This is a genomic window from Labrys sp. (in: a-proteobacteria), assembly GCF_047605565.1.
Taxonomy (GTDB): Bacteria; Pseudomonadota; Alphaproteobacteria; order Rhizobiales; family Labraceae; genus Labrys; species Labrys neptuniae.
Genome location: NZ_JASGFM010000053.1, coordinates 26,997 through 43,151, shown reverse-complemented (window position 1 = coordinate 43,151; position 16,155 = coordinate 26,997). Strand labels below are relative to the sequence as shown.

Genomic DNA, 16,155 nt, shown 5'->3' with positions numbered 1-16,155 from the left:
CGACGCTCGCCACCCATGCCGACCGCAAGCGCCTCTTCGTCGAGGCCGGCCATCTCGTCGTCGATCTCGCGCGCCGCTATTACGAGCAGAACGATGAGAGCGTGCTGCCGCGCAAGATCGCCAGTTTCGGGGCTTTCGAGAATGCCATGACGCTCGACATCGCCATGGGCGGCTCGACCAATACGGTGCTGCATATCCTGGCCGCCGCGCATGAAGGCGAGATTCCCTTCACCATGGACGACATCGACCGGCTGTCGCGCCGCGTGCCGGTGCTCTGCAAAGTCGCCCCGGCCGTCAGCCATGTCCATATGGAGGACGTCCATCGCGCCGGCGGCATCATGGGCATTCTCGGCGAGCTCGACCGCGCCGGCCTGATCAATCGCGACCTGCCGACCGTGCATTCGGCCAGCATGGCGGAAGCCCTCGATCGGTGGGACGTCGTGCGTACCAAGAGCGAGAGCGTGCGCGAGTTCTTCAAGGCCGCGCCGGGCGGCGTGCCGACCCAGGTCGCCTTCAGCCAGGACCGGCGCTGGGACGATGTCGATCTCGACCGCGAGAAGGGCGTGATACGCTCGGCTGAGCATGCCTATTCCAAGGATGGCGGCCTCGCCGTGCTGAAGGGCAATCTGGCGCTCGACGGCTGTATCGTGAAGACGGCCGGCGTCGACGAGTCCATCCTGAAATTCGCCGGCCCGGCCGTGGTGTTCGAGAGCCAGGATGCGGCCGTGGACGGCATCCTCAACGGCAAGGTCAAGGCCGGCGACGTCGTCGTCATCCGCTACGAAGGACCGCGCGGCGGGCCGGGCATGCAGGAAATGCTGTATCCGACCAGCTATCTGAAGTCGAAGGGACTGGGCAAGGCCTGCGCCCTGATCACCGATGGCCGCTTCTCCGGCGGCACTTCGGGCCTGTCGATCGGCCACGCCTCGCCGGAAGCGGAAGAGGGCGGCACCATCGGCCTGGTCGAGCCCGGCGATCGCATCGAGATCGACATTCCCAACCGCACCATCGTGCTGGCCGTGCCGGAAGCCGAGCTTGAGCGCCGTCGCTCCGTCAAGGGAGCCGCGCCCTGGCGCCCGGCCGCGCCGCGCAAGCGCAAGGTCACCACGGCCCTGCGCGCCTATGCCGCCATGGCCACCAGCGCCGCCAAGGGTGCCGTGCGCCAGGTTCCGGATTTCGATTGAGCCCGGCGTGCCGGTCTTCTCAACTCCATCGAGAGATGGAGTGGGACCGGCACGTTCTTCCTGGGCTCGCCGGCTTCCAGCCGGCTCTTCCTCATCGGCGGGGGCAGTGCTTCCAAGAGCCGGCTGGAAGCCGGCGGTCCCAGGAAACCCTCAACCGCCTCTAGCCAGCTTCTCCAGCGCCTCGCCGGTCAGGCGGCAGCCGATCCATTCCTTGCGCAGCACGGCCCCCTGTCTCTGGTAGAAGCCGATGGCAGGTTCGTTCCAGTCGAGCACGGACCATTCGAGGCGTCCCAGCTTTTCCGTGACGCAGCGCTTGGCAAGATGGCCCAGCAGGGCCTGGCCGATGCCGTGGCCGCGATAGGCGTCCCGGACGAACAAATCCTCGAGATAGATGCCGTGGCGGCCGAGGAAGGTCGAGTAGCTGTAGAACCACAGGGCGAAGCCGGCTGTCTCGCCCTGCCACTCGGCGATCTCGCAGAAGACGCGGGGATTGGCGGCGAACAGGCTGGCATTGAGGTCGGTTTCGGTGGCGACCGCCTCGTGTTCGAGCTTCTCATACAGCGCCAGGCCGCGGATCAAGGCCAGGACGGTCTTGGTGTCTGCCGGTTTCGCCCGGCGGATGGTTAACGACATGTCGTGCTCCAGCAAAAACCGTGCAACAAAAAGCCCGCCATGGAAGGCGGGCTGGCTTGTTGCCTCAAATCAAGATCTCGACAGCGCTCAGGCCGCGTCGATGTCGTTCAGCCCGAGGCGCTTATCGAGATAGGACGAACAGGACGCGATCAGTTCGTCCGTCTTGTTGTCGAAGAAGTGGTTGGCACCGGCAATGACCGATTGCTCGATGACGATACCCTTCTGCGTCTTCAACTTCGACACCAGCGTCTCGACGTCCTTGAGCGGTGCGACGCGATCGGCATCGCCATGGACGATCAGGCCGGAGGACGGGCAGGGGGCGAGGAAGGAGAAGTCGAAGCGATTGGCGGGCGGGGCAACCGAGATGAAACCCTCGATCTCCGGGCGGCGCATCAGGAGCTGCATGCCGATCCAGGCCCCGAACGAGACGCCGGCGATCCAGCAGGACTTGGCGTCGGGCGTCACCGCCTGGACCCAGTCGAGCGCCGAGGCGGCATCGGAGAGCTCACCGGCGCCGTGGTCGAAGGAGCCTTGGCTGCGGCCGACGCCGCGGAAATTGAAGCGCAAGGCCGAAAAACCGCGCTGCACGAAGGCATAGAACAGATCATAGACGATCTTGTTGTTCATCGTCCCGCCGAATTGCGGATGCGGATGCAGGACGATCGCAATGGGGGCCCCACGCTGCTTGGACGGCTGGAAGCGGCCTTCGATGCGGCCTGCCGGGCCGGTGAACGTAACTTCGGGCATATATTGAGTTGCCTTTTTCGTGTGCCAGAGCGGTGCTCGCTTGATCCGAACGGTTCCCGATCAGCCGAGTTCCGCGAGAACTTCGAAACCTTGCAGGATATCCGGGCCCTCCTTAGGGCGGACCGCGAATTCCCGCTTGGGACGCGCGCTCCGGCTCCGATGACTGGCCTTGACGGCTGAGGGAGGCAGGAGTATGACTTTAGAATAATTCTAATGGCTTAGAACCATTCTAAAGAAGCTCACCGCTCGGATGCGATGCGCTCTGATCCATGCGCCGATGAGGACGCATTGCACCCAGCCCGCGTTCGGGTAGCGCTTCTTAACACGAAGAGCAGGGCGTTTTGCAAGCTTTTCCGCATCGGTAGAGCGGCAGAACAATGGATTTTTGAGGTTTGACCAGGTCGCGCACCTATCTGGACCACAATGCAACCACGCCGTTGCGGCAGGAGGCTCGCGCCGCCATGCTGTCCGCGCTGGATCTGTGTGGTGCGCCATCTTCGGTGCATGCGGATGGCCGTGTGGTGCGCAAGCTGGTGGAGGCGGCGCGCCATGATGTCGCCGATCTCGTCGGTGCGCTCGCCAAGAACGTGGTTTTCTGCGCCTCCGCTACGGAAGCCAACAATCTCGCCCTCAATCTCGACTGGCAACGCCCCGGCAAGCCGCCCCTCCGGCGCATGGCTGTGTCCAGCGTGGAGCATGCCAGCGTATTGAATGGCGTGCGTCCGCAAGGCACGGAACTCGACCTGTTGCCGGTGGATGGGAATGGGGTGCTCGACCTCAACGCACTCGAGGGTCGGCTGAGCGCTTGGCACGAACGCGGAGAGACGGGCCTCGTGTCGGTGATGCTGGCCAACAACGAGACCGGAGTGGTGCAGCCGGTGGCCGAGATTGCCGCTCGTGTGCGTAAGGCCGGCAGCCTGTTTCATTGCGATGCCGCGCAGGCGGCAGGAAAAATCTCCTGTTTGATCAACGAAATCGGGGCCGATCTTCTAACGATTTCGAGCCACAAGCTTGGCGGACCGCTTGGCGCCGGCGCGCTGGTGTTGGCCAGCGATAGCCTGCATCAGCCCAACGCTCTCATCCGCGGCGGCGGCCAGGAGAAGGGATTGCGGGCCGGTACCGAGAACGTACCGGCTCTGGCCGGCTTTGGCGCGGCAGCACGCGCCGCCGCGCGGGAGCTCGCGGCTTACGGGCAGGAGAGCCTTGCCTTGCGTTCGAAGCTGGAGGCGGCGTTGCGGGACGCGTCGCCGGACATTGTGCTGTTCGGCGAGGGCGTCCGGCGCCTGCCCAACACGCTGAATTTCGCCGAACCGGGGATGGCGGCGGAAACGACATTGATTGCGCTGGATCTTGAGGGTATTTCCGTCTCCTCGGGATCTGCCTGCTCGTCGGGCAAGGTGAAGGTCAGCCATGTGCTGACAGCGATGGGCGTGGCGCCGGCGCTGGCCGGTAGCGCCTTGCGCGTATCGCTGGGACGGGAAACCACAGTCCAAGAGATCGAGTTTTTCGTCGCGGCCTGGAAAAGGCTGCGCAAGAACTTACATGACAGAAGGCATCGGGCAGCATAAATCCCTGTCCGATCTGTAAAATTTGCTGCTTTCGGGTGGCACCAGGAGACCAACATGCCTGCAGTCCAGGAAACCGTCGAACAGGTCCGGGCGATCGACGTCGACCAATATAAATATGGCTTCGTCACGGACATCGAGATGGAGCTTGCACCCAAAGGCCTGTCCGAAGAGATCGTGCGCTACATCTCGGCCAAGAAAGGCGAGCCTGACTGGATGACCGAATGGCGCCTCGATGCCTACAGGCGCTGGATCACCATGCAGGAGCCGACCTGGGCTCGCGTGGAATATCCGCCGATCGATTTCCAGGATCTCTATTATTATGCGGCGCCCAAGCAGAATGCCGCGCCGAAATCGCTCGACGAGATCGATCCGGCCATTCTCAAAACCTATGAGAAGCTCGGCATTCCTCTGCGCGAGGTCGAAATCCTCGAAGGCGTGGCGCCGGCCAACCGCATCGCCGTCGATGCGGTGTTCGACTCGGTCTCCGTCGTCACCACCTTCAAGGAGGAATTGAAGAAGGCTGGCGTGATCTTCTGCTCCATCTCCGAGGCGCTGCGCGAGCATCCGGACCTGGTGAAGAAGTATCTCGGCACCGTGGTGCCGACCACCGACAATTTCTATGCGACGCTGAACTCGGCCGTGTTCTCGGACGGGTCCTTCGTCTATGTGCCGCCGGGCGTGCGCTGCCCGATGGAGCTGTCGACCTATTTCCGCATCAACGAGGAAAAGACCGGGCAGTTCGAGCGCACTTTGATCATCGCCGACAAGGGCGCCTATGTCTCCTATCTCGAAGGCTGCACGGCACCGCGCCGCGACGAGAACCAACTCCACGCCGCCGTGGTCGAGTTGATCGCGCTGGAAGACGCCGAGATCAAATATTCCACCGTGCAAAACTGGTATCCGGGCGATTCCGAGGGCAAGGGCGGTATCTACAATTTCGTCACCAAGCGCGGCGATTGCCGCGGCGCGCGCTCGAAGATTTCCTGGACGCAGGTCGAGACCGGTTCGGCCATCACCTGGAAGTACCCGTCCTGCATCCTGCGCGGCGAGGGCTCCCAGGGCGAGTTCTATTCGATCGCCGTGTCGAATGGCCGCCAGCAGGTCGACAGCGGCACCAAGATGATCCATCTCGGCAAGAATACCAAGAGCCGGATCATATCCAAGGGCATCTCGGCCGGCCATTCCAACAACACCTATCGCGGCCTGGTCTCTGCCCATCGCAAGGCCACCGGTGCCCGCAACTTCACCAATTGCGACTCGCTGCTGATCGGCGAGCACTGCGGGGCGCACACCGTGCCCTATATCGAATCGAAGAATTCGACGGCGGTGTTCGAGCATGAGGCCACCACCTCGAAGATCTCGGACGACCAGCTGTTCTATTGCCTCCAGCGCGGCCTGTCGGCCGAGGAGGCGACGGCGCTGATCGTCAACGGCTTCGTCAAGGACGTGCTGCAGCATTTGCCGATGGAATTCGCGGTCGAGGCGCAGAAGCTCATCTCCATCAGCCTCGAAGGCAGCGTCGGCTAAGGCGGCGCGTCACCTCTTTCACGCTCCGGCGTCACTATTTCTAGGAACTCTACGATGCTCGAAATCAAGAACCTCCATGCCGAAATCGACGGCAAGCCGATCATCCAGGGGCTGAGCCTCACGGTGAAGGACGGCGAAGTCGCGGCGATCATGGGCCCGAACGGCTCCGGCAAGTCGACCCTTTCCTATATCCTGGCCGGCAAGGAGGATTATGAGGTCACGCAGGGCGAGATCCTGCTCGACGGCGAGAACATCCTGGAGATTCCGGTCGAGGAGCGCGCGGCACGCGGCGTCTTCCTGGCCTTCCAATACCCGCTGGAAATTCCCGGCGTCGCCACCATGACCTTCCTGAAGGCGGCCTTGAATGCCCAGCGCAAGGCGCGTGGCGAGGCCGAGCTCTCCACGCCGGACTTCATCAAGCGTGTCAACAGTGCTGCCGATGAGCTTAAGATCTCGAAGGAAATGCTGCGCCGCGCCTTCAATGTCGGCTTCTCCGGCGGTGAGAAGAAGCGTATGGAAATCCTGCAGATGGCTCTGCTGCAGCCGAGCCTCGCCGTGCTCGACGAGACCGATTCCGGCCTCGATATCGACGCGCTGCGCATCGTGGCGGACGGCGTGAACGCGCTGCGCTCGCCCAAGCGCTCCTTCATCGTCATCACCCATTATCAGCGCCTGCTCAACCATATCGTCCCCGATAGCGTGCATGTCCTCTCCAAGGGCCGCATCGTGAAGTCGGGTGGCAAGGAACTGGCGCTCGAGCTCGAAGCCAACGGCTATCGCGACTACGAGGAAGCTGCGTAACCATGGCCAATATCGTTGCTGTAAAGACTTCGGCCGAGACGGCGCTGGATGAGGCGTTCGGCGGCCTGCGCGAGACGCTGCCCGGTGCGGCGACCGTGCGCGGCCTGCGCGAGGGGGCGATTGCCCGCTTCCGCGCAAGCGGCCTGCCGCATCGCCGGGTCGAGGAGTGGAAATATACCGACCTGCGCAACCTGATGCGCGATGCCAATCCCGTTGCTACCAGCCCGCGGGGAACACCCGGTGCGGCGGGCAAGGCGGAGGAGTTTCTCGCCGGGCTCGAGCATATCCGCCTGGTGATCGTCGACGGCGCCTATTCTCCGGCGCTGTCGAATCTTGCCACATTGCCGGCGGGGTTGAAGGTGACGTCGCTCGCCGAGGCGCTCGCCTCGACGGACGATGCGCTCATCGCCGATCTCAGCGCCGGAGCGCCTGACAATTCCGTGCTCGATCTCAACACCGCCTTCATGAGCGACGGCGTGGTTGTGAGCGTCGATGCGGGCGTCGAAATCGGCCTGCCGGTTGCCATCGAGACCCGCCACACCGGTACGGTGGCGCAGGCAACCTTCACGCGGTCGCTCGTTGTCCTGGGCGCCGGCGCCAAGCTGACGCTGATCGACAGCTATGAGGGGCCGGAGGGCGTTGCCCATCAGACCAATGCGGCGCTCGCCGTCAAGGTCGGCGACGGTGCCGAACTGCAGCGCATCAGCTTCCAGGTCCAGGGCCTGGAGGCCCAGCACATCTCCACCGTGCTGGCCTCGCTCGGCAAGGAAGCTCTGTTGCAGAGCTTCGCCCTGGAGGCTGGCGCAGCCGTGGCGCGCAACCAGCTCTTCGTCACCTATAAGGGTGACGATGCCAAGATCGTGTTGTCGGGCGCGACGCTGCTGGCCGGCAAGCGCCATGCCGACACCACTTTGGTGGTGGATCATACGGCACTGGGCGGTGAGAGCCGCGAGCTTTTCCACGCGGTCATCGACGACGAGGCCCGCTCGGTGTTCCAGGGCAAGATCGTGGTTCGTCCCGGTGCACAGAAAACGGACGGGCGCATGATGAGCCGTTCGCTGCTGCTGTCGGAGACGGCCGAGGCCAATGCCAAGCCGGAACTCGAGATCTTCGCCGATGACGTCGTCTGCGCCCATGGCGCGACCTGCGGCGCCCTGGACGAGGATTTGTTGTTCTACTGCAAGGCCCGCGGCATCCCGCAGAAGGAGGCCGAGGCGATCCTGGTGCAGGCTTTCGTCGGCGAGGCCATCGAGACGGTAGAGAACGAGGAACTGCGTGAGCGCCTCAACGCCCTCACTGAGGCCTGGCTCGACAAGCGGGTCTGAAGGAGTGGCGGCCACGGGCCGCCATTCCAGGGTTGCGATTGATGGGGTGGCGGGACCGCCACTCCGAGTGAAGGAACAGGAACGTGAACAAGCCCGTCGCCGCACTTCCTTATGATCTGGCTAAGGTCCGTGCCGACTTTCCGGCCCTGTCCCTGCAGGTCCACGGCAAGCCGCTGGTCTATCTCGACAATGGCGCATCGGCCCAGAAGCCCCAGGCGGTGCTCGATCGCATGATGCATGCCTACACGCATGAATATGCGAATGTTCACAGGGGCTTGCATTATCTTGCGAATGCGGCGACGGAAGCGTATGAGGCCGGCCGCGAGAGCGTGCGCAAATTCCTCAACGCCCCCTCGATCGAGCAGATCATCTTTTCGCGGTCGGCAACTGAATCCCTCAACCTCGTCGCCGCCTCCATGGGGCGGCTGCTCGAGATCGGCGAGGGCGACGAGATCGTGCTCTCGATTATGGAGCACCATTCCAACATCGTACCCTGGCACTTCCATCGTGAACGCGCCGGTGCCGTGCTGAAATGGGCGCCGATCCGCGAAGACGGCTCCTTCGATATCGAGGCTTTCGAAAAGCTCCTGGGGCCGCGCACCAAGATGGTCGCGATCACCCATATGTCGAACGTGCTGGGCACGGTGACGCCACTCAAGGAAATCGTCGCCCTGGCCCATGCCCGCGGCATTCCGGTATTGGCCGACGGCAGCCAGGGCGCTGTGCATCTCGATGTCGACGTCCAGGATCTCGACGTCGATTTCTACGCCTTCACCGGCCACAAGGTCTATGGGCCCACCGGCATCGGCGTGCTCTACGGCAAGAAGGAGTGGCTGGAGCGCATGCCGCCCTTCAATGGCGGAGGCGAGATGATCGGCGAGGTGACCGAGGACAACATCACCTATGCCACGCCGCCCCATCGCTTCGAAGCCGGCACGCCGCCGATCGTGCAGGCGATCGGGCTGGGTGCGGCAGTGGACTACATGATGGCGCTCGGCCGCGACAATATCCGGGCTCACGAGGAGAAGCTCCTGCATTATGCCCAGGAGCGCCTCTCCAAGCTCAATTCGATCCGGATTTTTGGTGAGGCGCCGGGCAAGGGTGGTATCGTCTCCTTCGAGCTGAAGAATGCCCATGCCCATGACGTAGCGACCGTGCTGGATCGCTACGGTATCGCGGTGCGGGCAGGAACACATTGCGCTCAACCGCTTTTGGCGCGATATGGCGTAACTTCGACCTGCCGCGCATCCTTCGGGCTTTACAATACGCTCGACGAGGTAGATGCACTGGTCGAGGCGCTGATCAAGGCGCAGAGCTTTTTCGCATGACGGAGGCAGTGATGGCCGACGGAAATCTGGCCGAGACCCGGCCCAATGAACCGGCTGTCGCAGGGGCGACAGCCTTGCCGCCGGAAGAGATCGATCGGCTGACCGACGCGATCGTGGCCGCCCTCAAGACCGTCTACGATCCGGAAATCCCGGCCGACATCTACGAGCTCGGCCTGATCTACCGTGTCGAGATCGCCGACGATCGCAAGGTGAGCATCGACATGACGCTCACGGCGCCGGGCTGCCCGGTGGCGGGCGAGATGCCCGGCTGGGTGGAGAATGCCGTTGCAAGCGTGCCCGGTGTCTCCGAGGTGCAGGTGAAGATGGTTTTCGATCCGCCGTGGGATCAGTCGCGCATGTCCGACGAGGCGCGCGTCGCGCTGGATATGTGGTGAGGGATCCAATCCTCTCCCTCTCGCATTCGCGCCGAGTCGCGCTTATATTCGTGGGGTAAACCGAGCGCCGGGCCTTGAACCCGGTGTTGTTGGAGTGTTCCAGTGAGCAAGATCCGTCCGAAGTTCAAGGTCGTTTCGCTGACCGATGCCGCGGCCGACAAGATCAAGGCCATCATGGCCAATGCCGAGCGGCCCTATGAAGGCGTACGCGTCGGCGTCAAGAATGGCGGCTGCGCCGGCATGTCCTACACGATGGAATATGCCGAAACGGCAAACCCGCTCGACGAGGTGGTCGAGGACAAGGGCGTCAAGGTCCTGATCGATCCCAAGGCCGTGCTGTTCCTGCTCGGCACCGAGATGGACTACAAGACCGACAAGCTTTCGGCCCAGTTCGTGTTCAACAATCCCAATCAGACCTCGGCCTGCGGCTGTGGCGAGTCGGTAGCGATTACGCCGGCTGCGAGTGGCGCCCTGGAAGCGACGGCCTGAGGCTGCCGCCGGATGGATCACGAGCATCTGCGCGACCTCTTCGCCGGCATGCCCCGTCTATCCATCCGCCGCTTGTTCGGCGGGGTTGGCCTTTATTCCGATGGCGTGGTCTTCGCACTCGGTGCTTTCGATGAGATCTGGATCAAGGCGGATGCCGAGAGCCAGCCTCTGTTCGAGCAGGCAGGTTCGCGCCCCTTCCGCTACCGGGGCAAGAACCGTGAGGTGCAACTGCCGTATTGGAGCCTGCCTGACCGGGCGCTGGACGATCCCGATGAAGCGTTGAAATGGGCTCGGCTCGGCCTCACGGTTTCCTTGCGTGCGCCGAAGCAGGCGTCTAAAGCAAAACGTTCCAGGAAGAGCGCGTCGCAGCCTTTGTGAGTGTTCTCGTATCCTCGATATCGGACCGTCGCCATGTCCATCGTGCTTTCGATCGCCCTGTTCTTCGTCATCTGGTGGATGACGCTGTTCGCCGTGCTGCCGCTGGGCGTGAAGAGCCAGTTCGAGGGCGGCGAGGTGGTGCCGGGCACCGAGGCCGGCGCGCCGCAAAGGCCGATGCTTCTGAAGAAGGCGGGCATCACCACGGTGATTGCCGCGGCGATCTTCACCTGCGTCTATCTCGTCGTGTCGAAACATTGGATGCCACACCAGATCTTCGACATCGTGCCGGACCTGAAGCAATAATGGCCGTGCTCTCACGCGACGTCGGTGCGCAGGACCATGTGAAGGGGCTGGCCGATGCGCCGGTCACCCTGGTCGAATATGGCGATTTCGAATGCCCCTATTGCGGCGAGACCGTCGGCGTGATCGACGGCGTTCAGCGTCTGATGGGTGACAGGCTGCGCTATGTCTTCCGGCATTTTCCCCTGGTCGAGCCGCATCCTTTCGCCCTGCATGCCGCCGGCCTCGCGGAAGCCGCCAGTGAAGTCGGACGGTTTTGGGAAGCGCATCGCATCCTCTACGACAACCAGCATGCGCTCGATGACAGGGCGCTGCGCAGTTACGGGCGCCGGCTCGGTCTCGGTCAGGACGCCGTCGAGGCGGCCCTGGGCGGGCGCTATGCCGCCAGGATCGAGCTCGATTTCGAGAGCGGCATCGCCAGCGGCGTGAATGCGACGCCGACCCTGTTCATCAATGGCACCCGTCACGATGGCCGCCGCGACCTCAGGGGGCTGCATGCGGCCCTGCTGGCTGCTGCGGAAAGCCGAGGCTGAGCCTGCTGCCCGCGGCACATCAATGCTGCAGCACGATCTTGCCGAAATGCCTGCCGCCTGCGAGATGGCGCAGGGCTTCGCCGATATCCGTCCAGGGATAGCAGCGATCGATCACCGGTCGAATCCTGCCGCCGTCGATGGCCCGTACCATTGCCTCGAAGGAGGCGCGTGAGCCGACTGGAATGCCCCGCACCGTCACCTGGCGCCGGAAGATGTCGAGCGGATTGATGGTTCCCTCAGTACCGCCGAGATAGCCGATCACGCTGATTTGACCGCCGCGGCGTACGGCACGCAGGGACTGTGCGAAACTGTCGGGACCGCCCACTTCCAGGACATGATCGACGCCTCGCCCGCAGGTCAGCTCGATCACGGCGTCCGCCCATTGCGGATGCTTGCGATAGTTCACGCCGGCCGCGGCCCCCAGGGCCCTGGCGCGCTCGATCTTCTCGTCGCTGCTTGAGGTGACGATGACACGAGCGCCGGCATTGACGGCAAATTGCAGGGCGAAGATCGAAACGCCGCCCGTGCCGAGCACGAGGATGGTGTCGCCGGCCTTGAGGTGTCCTTGCGTGACCAGGCTGTGCCACGCCGTCACGCCGGCGCAGGGCAGGGTGGCTGCTTCGAGGTCGGTGAGGTGGGCGGGCGCGGGTACGACAGCCTGTTCGTCGAGGGCGGCATATTCGGCCAGCAGCCCGTCAAGCGGGCCGCCGCGCTGATGGCTTGGCTCGGCCATGTCGAAACTGCCGCCGACCCAGCGTTGCCAGAACGTGCTGCAGACCCTGTCACCGACCGCCACGCGGCTGACGCCTTCGCCTATCGCGACCACTTCGCCGACGCCGTCCGAAACCGGGATCAGCGGCAAGGGGAAGCGGGTGTGATAGCTGCCGCGGATGATCTCAAGATCGCGGTAGTTGAGGGCCGTGGCCCTGATGCGCACGATCACTTCCTGGCGTCGCGGCGTCGGCATCGGCCGTTCGACCAGCCGCAGATTGTCGATGCCAGGCTCGCCGTCGATGATGATGGCCTTCATTCTCGTCTCCTTGTCCGTTTGGCTTGGCAAGGATGCGAGCGCAGCGCATAATGTTCAAATTCATAATAATTAGAATTAATATGCAGAGAATGTATGATGCTGAGCGAGATGCGCACTTTCGTTCTGTTCGCCGAAGAAGGTTCGATCCAGAAGGTCGCCGAGCGTCTGCCTCTGACGCAGCCGGCGGTCACCCGCCAGATCCAGCGGCTCGAACAGCTTCTCGGCTTCGAACTGCTCGACCGTCGCCAGAAGCCATCGGCCTTGGCGCCCTTGGGTGTCGAGGCACTCGCACGTTGCCGAAAGGTGCTGGCCGCCTATGACGAGTTTACGCAGATGGCAAGCCAGCGTGACCCCGAAGGCATGCTCAGGGTGGGTGTCGCCCATGGCATTGCCGGCAGTGCCCTGGTGCCGATCATTCGTGACCTGCGGCAGCGATTTCCGAACGTGATGCTGCGCTTGACCACGGGCTGGAGCCAACCGCTGTCCGAGCAGCTTGGCCGTGGTCATCTCGATGCCGCCGTGCTGCTTTCGGCCGAGGTCGTCGCCGACCGGCTCAGCATCCTGGGACAGGAGCATCTGTCGATCATCACCGCCAGTGCCGACGCTGCCGGGAAGGCGAGTGGCTCGATCGCCGAGGCCGGCTGGATTCTCAGTCCCGAGCCATGCGAGGCCCGCCGGCTCCTGGCTTCGGCCATGGTGCGGCGGGGACAGGCCTTGCATGTCGCCGCCGAAGTTCAGGATTCGGGCCTGCAACTGGCCCTGGTGCGGGAGGGGCTCGGCCTCAGCCTGTTGCCCCGCCGTGTCCTGGAACGAGCCGCCATTCCGGGCATTGCCGCGATCCAAGAGGCCGATGATCTCGGCCTGGTTCTCGACGTTCAGATGCAGCGCTCGCCGCATCTTCGCTCGCTCGACCCTGTCGTCGACGTCCTGGCGCAGGCGATAGGGGCCTGGTTGGGGTGAGGGGCAGTCCTTATCCCTTCGGCTTGTTCCCGGGCTTTTCCATCCATTTGATGATGAGCATGGCCGGAAAGACCCAGGCAAGGCCTAGAATGGCATAGAGGATGGGTTGCAGCCAGGCGGGGGCATCGGTGATGCGGCCTTCCGCCAGCGCCATGGCGAGGAGGGCATAGACCACGACCAACACCAGCATCGCCAGCGAACCGACCAGTTTGCGGAGGGACGGTGCCTTGTAGTCCTGGGCCATGATCTCGAACTCCATGGTTCAGCGTCGTCTCCGCCAGCCGGAAAGGCGCAGGCCGACATGCCGCTGGAGTGCGACGCGAGCGCGCGTTGCTCCTGGCCAGCGATTTCTATATCTGTGCGCCTTCTAGAGCAAAGCGCGTTCAAGTGTGAACGCTTATTTGCTCCAACTCTCTGTTTCCAAGTCAATCCAATGGATTGGCTTGAGCGTCGTTGCCCGTCTCGGCGATCCCGTCAGAGCGCAAAGCGCTGTCCAAGCCAGTCGATCAGGAAAGGCATGCGTGTGGCCGCCATTGCAGACAATCCCACTCTTATCGGCATGAGCCGCGGCCATCTTGCTGCTGTCCGCGCCTGGCTCGTCGTCGTAGCGGTGCTGGTGATTGCCATGGTGGTGGTGGGCGGCGCCACGCGCCTGACCGAGTCCGGCTTGTCGATCACCGAATGGCAGCCGATCAAGGGCACCATTCCGCCGCTCTCCGCTGCCGAGTGGACGGCCGAGTTCGAGAAATACAAGCAGATTCCGCAATATGTGAAGCTGAACCTCGGCATGTCGCTCGAGGAGTTCAAGTTCATCTATTGGTGGGAGTGGAGCCACCGCCTGCTCGGCCGCCTGATCGGCATCGTCTTCGCCGTGCCTTTCCTGATCTTCTGGCTGCGCGGCTGGTTGACGCCCAAGCTCACCGTGAAGCTGGTCGGCCTGCTGGCGCTCGGCGGCAGCCAGGGATTGCTGGGCTGGTGGATGGTGAAATCGGGCCTGGCCGATCGGACCGAGGTCTCCGAATATCGCCTGGCCATGCATCTGACCCTGGCCTGTCTCATCCTCACCGCCATCGTCTGGGTCGCGTCCTCGCTTAAGGAAGAACGCGCCAGCGGCTCTGTGCCGGCAACAGCGCGGGCGATCGCCTATCTCCTGGTACCTCTCATCCTGGTGCAGATCTTCATGGGCGGCCTGGTGGCCGGCCTGAGGGCCGGCATGGCCTACAATACCTGGCCGCTGATGGATGGCCATTTCATCCCGGCGCTGAACAATCTCTACATCATGGCGCCGACCTGGGTGAACCATTTCGAGAACGCGCTGACCGTGCAGTTCCAGCACCGCATGGTGGCCTATCTCATCGTGGCGCTGGCCCTGCTGCAGGCCTGGCTGGCCATGCGTGGGGGTAATGGCCCGGCGCGCGGCCGGGCCTTGCTGGTGGCGGCCGTCGCGCTGGGCCAGGCGGCGATCGGCATCATCACGCTCGTGCTGGTCGTGCCGCTCTGGGCGGGCATCCTGCACCAGCTCGGCGGCGTCCTGCTGCTCACCGCTGCGACGGTACACGCGCAGCGGCTGGTTGCAGGGCCGGCGCCTCAGCTCCCGGCGAGGGCCTGATCGAGGTCGGCAATGATGTCCTTGACATCCTCGATGCCGACCGAGATGCGCACCACGTCGGGACCCGCGCCCGCTGCCTTCTTCTGTTCATCCGACAATTGCCGATGGGTGGTCGAGGCCGGGTGAATGATCAGCGAGCGGGTGTCGCCGACATTGGCGAGATGCGAGAACAATTTGACGTTCGATACCAGCTGGATGCCGGCCTCGTTGCCGCCCTTCAGGCCGAAGGTGAACACCGCGCCGGCGCCCTTGGGGCAGTATTTGCGGGCGAGGGCGTTGTATCGGTCGGCATCGAGGCCGGGATAGGACACCCAGGCCACGCCGGGATGCTCGGCCAGATACTGGGCGACCGCCAGGGCATTGTCCGAATGCTTCTGCATGCGCAGCGGCAGCGTCTCGATGCCCGTCAGGATCAGGAAGGCATTGAAGGGCGACAGCGCCGGGCCGAGGTCGCGCAGGCCGAGCACGCGCGCGGCGATGGCGAAGGCGAAATTGCCGAAGGTCTCGCCGATGACGATGCCGTTATATTCCGGGCGCGGCGCCGACAGGAAGGGATAGCGGCCCGAGGAGAGCCAGTCGAACTTGCCGCCGTCGACGATGACGCCGCCGATCGAGTTGCCATGCCCGCCCAGGAACTTGGTGGCCGAATGCACCACGATGTCGGCGCCGAAGTCGATCGGGCGGGTGAGATAGGGCGAGGCGAGGGTGTTGTCGACGATCAGCGGCACGCCGGCCTTCTTGGCGATGGCGGCAATGGCGGCGATGTCGGTGATGATGCCGCCGGGATTGGCGATGGATTCGATGAAGATCGCCTTGGTCTTCGGCGTCACCGCCGCGGCAAAACTGGAGGGATCATTGGCATCGGCCCAGCGCACGTTCCAGTCGAACGAGCGGAAGGAATGGTTGAACTGGTTGATCGAGCCGCCATAGAGCTTGTTGGAGGCGATGAATTCATCACCCGGCTGCAACAGGGTGTGGAACACCAGCATCTGCGCGGCGTGCCCGGAGGCCACGGCCAGGGCGGCGGTACCGCCTTCCAGCGCGGCGACGCGTTCTTCCAGCACCGCATTGGTGGGGTTGGTGATGCGCGAATAGATATTGCCGAAGGCCTGCAGCCCGAACAGCGAAGCGGCATGGTCGACATCGTCGAAGACGAAGGACGTCGTCTGGTAGATCGGGGTGGCGCGCGCGCCGGTGGTTGGGTCCGGCTGTGCCCCCGCGTGAACGGCAAGCGTTGAAAACCCTGGTTGTTGCCCAGCCGACATCATGATCCTCCTTGGATGGTCTTGTAGAATGCTTGGCCGCAATGACACGGCGTTGGTGAATTGGTGTCATTGCGAGCGCAGCG

At 63.7% G+C, this 16,155-nt stretch carries 18 protein-coding genes; 13 read left to right on the top strand and 5 right to left on the bottom strand.

Annotation, left to right across the window (positions count from 1 at the left end; all coding sequences use genetic code 11):
• A partial coding sequence (locus QM672_RS29615; RefSeq protein WP_415086903.1) for a dihydroxy-acid dehydratase occupies positions 1 to 1,184 on the top strand: 1,184 nt, incomplete at its 5' end.
• A 150-nt stretch (positions 1,185 to 1,334) separates the two neighbouring features.
• Here QM672_RS29615 and QM672_RS29610 read toward each other — a convergent pair.
• Both QM672_RS29610 and QM672_RS29605 read right to left on the bottom strand, forming a co-directional pair.
• A complete protein-coding gene (locus tag QM672_RS29610) occupies positions 1,335 to 1,817 on the bottom strand; it encodes a GNAT family N-acetyltransferase (RefSeq protein ID WP_415086901.1) in 483 nt (160 codons plus the stop codon).
• Positions 1,818 to 1,904: 87 nt separating this feature from the next.
• Positions 1,905 to 2,564 (bottom strand): alpha/beta hydrolase, encoded by a 660-nt coding sequence (locus QM672_RS29605; RefSeq protein WP_105862965.1) that lies wholly within the window; start codon positions 2,562 to 2,564, stop codon positions 1,905 to 1,907.
• A gap of 392 nt (positions 2,565 to 2,956) precedes the next feature.
• Between QM672_RS29605 and QM672_RS29600 the strand changes: the two genes are divergently transcribed.
• The 10 genes from QM672_RS29600 (at position 2,957) to QM672_RS29555 (ending at position 11,208) form a co-directional block, all read left to right on the top strand.
• Positions 2,957 to 4,132, top strand: a complete 1,176-nt coding sequence (locus tag QM672_RS29600) for a cysteine desulfurase family protein (protein ID WP_415086899.1) — start codon at positions 2,957 to 2,959, stop codon at positions 4,130 to 4,132.
• A gap of 54 nt (positions 4,133 to 4,186) precedes the next feature.
• Positions 4,187 to 5,659, top strand: coding sequence for a Fe-S cluster assembly protein SufB (gene sufB / locus QM672_RS29595; protein WP_367622614.1), 1,473 nt, complete (start codon positions 4,187 to 4,189; stop codon positions 5,657 to 5,659).
• Positions 5,660 to 5,713: 54 nt separating this feature from the next.
• Positions 5,714 to 6,460, top strand: a complete 747-nt coding sequence (sufC, locus tag QM672_RS29590) for a Fe-S cluster assembly ATPase SufC (RefSeq protein WP_068282568.1) — start codon at positions 5,714 to 5,716, stop codon at positions 6,458 to 6,460.
• Between the two features lie 2 nt (positions 6,461 to 6,462).
• Complete coding sequence (gene sufD, locus QM672_RS29585; RefSeq protein WP_415086897.1) at positions 6,463 to 7,785, top strand: Fe-S cluster assembly protein SufD; 1,323 nt, start codon at positions 6,463 to 6,465, stop codon at positions 7,783 to 7,785.
• 83 nt (positions 7,786 to 7,868) lie between these two features.
• Positions 7,869 to 9,113 carry a cysteine desulfurase gene (locus tag QM672_RS29580; protein ID WP_367622617.1) on the top strand — a complete coding sequence of 415 codons (1,245 nt, stop codon included), beginning with the start codon at positions 7,869 to 7,871 and terminating at the stop codon, positions 9,111 to 9,113.
• 11 nt (positions 9,114 to 9,124) lie between these two features.
• The gene (locus QM672_RS29575) at positions 9,125 to 9,508 is read left to right on the top strand and encodes an SUF system Fe-S cluster assembly protein (RefSeq protein WP_068282576.1); all 384 of its coding nucleotides are present in this window, start codon (positions 9,125 to 9,127) and stop codon (positions 9,506 to 9,508) included.
• Positions 9,509 to 9,619: 111 nt separating this feature from the next.
• Positions 9,620 to 9,997, top strand: coding sequence for a HesB/IscA family protein (locus QM672_RS29570; RefSeq protein ID WP_068283007.1), 378 nt, complete (start codon positions 9,620 to 9,622; stop codon positions 9,995 to 9,997).
• Positions 9,998 to 10,009: 12 nt separating this feature from the next.
• Complete coding sequence (locus tag QM672_RS29565; protein WP_311938223.1) at positions 10,010 to 10,375, top strand: TfoX/Sxy family protein; 366 nt, start codon at positions 10,010 to 10,012, stop codon at positions 10,373 to 10,375.
• A gap of 33 nt (positions 10,376 to 10,408) precedes the next feature.
• Positions 10,409 to 10,678, top strand: a complete 270-nt coding sequence (locus QM672_RS29560; protein WP_311938224.1) for a DUF1467 family protein — start codon at positions 10,409 to 10,411, stop codon at positions 10,676 to 10,678.
• Entirely contained in the window at positions 10,678 to 11,208 is a 531-nt protein-coding gene (locus QM672_RS29555) for a DsbA family protein (RefSeq protein ID WP_311938226.1), read from the top strand. The genes QM672_RS29560 and QM672_RS29555 overlap by 1 nt, the downstream gene beginning before the upstream one ends.
• Before the next feature lie 19 nt (positions 11,209 to 11,227).
• Here the strand turns inward: QM672_RS29555 and QM672_RS29550 are convergent, their stop codons facing one another.
• Positions 11,228 to 12,238 carry a zinc-dependent alcohol dehydrogenase family protein gene (locus QM672_RS29550; RefSeq protein WP_415086894.1) on the bottom strand — a complete coding sequence of 337 codons (1,011 nt, stop codon included), beginning with the start codon at positions 12,236 to 12,238 and terminating at the stop codon, positions 11,228 to 11,230.
• A 108-nt stretch (positions 12,239 to 12,346) separates the two neighbouring features.
• Here QM672_RS29550 and QM672_RS29545 point away from each other — a divergent pair, with 108 nt between their 5' ends.
• The gene (locus tag QM672_RS29545) at positions 12,347 to 13,198 is read left to right on the top strand and encodes a LysR family transcriptional regulator (RefSeq protein WP_311938229.1); all 852 of its coding nucleotides are present in this window, start codon (positions 12,347 to 12,349) and stop codon (positions 13,196 to 13,198) included.
• 10 nt (positions 13,199 to 13,208) lie between these two features.
• Here QM672_RS29545 and QM672_RS29540 read toward each other — a convergent pair whose 3' ends face one another.
• Complete coding sequence (locus QM672_RS29540) at positions 13,209 to 13,457, bottom strand: DUF2842 domain-containing protein (RefSeq protein WP_311938231.1); 249 nt, start codon at positions 13,455 to 13,457, stop codon at positions 13,209 to 13,211.
• Between the two features lie 258 nt (positions 13,458 to 13,715).
• Here QM672_RS29540 and QM672_RS29535 point away from each other — a divergent pair, with 258 nt between their 5' ends.
• Positions 13,716 to 14,807, top strand: a complete 1,092-nt coding sequence (locus tag QM672_RS29535) for a COX15/CtaA family protein (protein WP_415086891.1) — start codon at positions 13,716 to 13,718, stop codon at positions 14,805 to 14,807.
• On the opposite strand, the gene QM672_RS29530 is transcribed toward QM672_RS29535, so the two are convergent.
• On the bottom strand, positions 14,786 to 16,072 hold the full coding sequence (locus QM672_RS29530; RefSeq protein ID WP_311938234.1) for an O-acetylhomoserine aminocarboxypropyltransferase: 1,287 nt from the start codon (positions 16,070 to 16,072) through the stop codon (positions 14,786 to 14,788). The genes QM672_RS29535 and QM672_RS29530 overlap by 22 nt on opposite strands.
• Positions 16,073 to 16,155 lie beyond the last annotated feature (83 nt).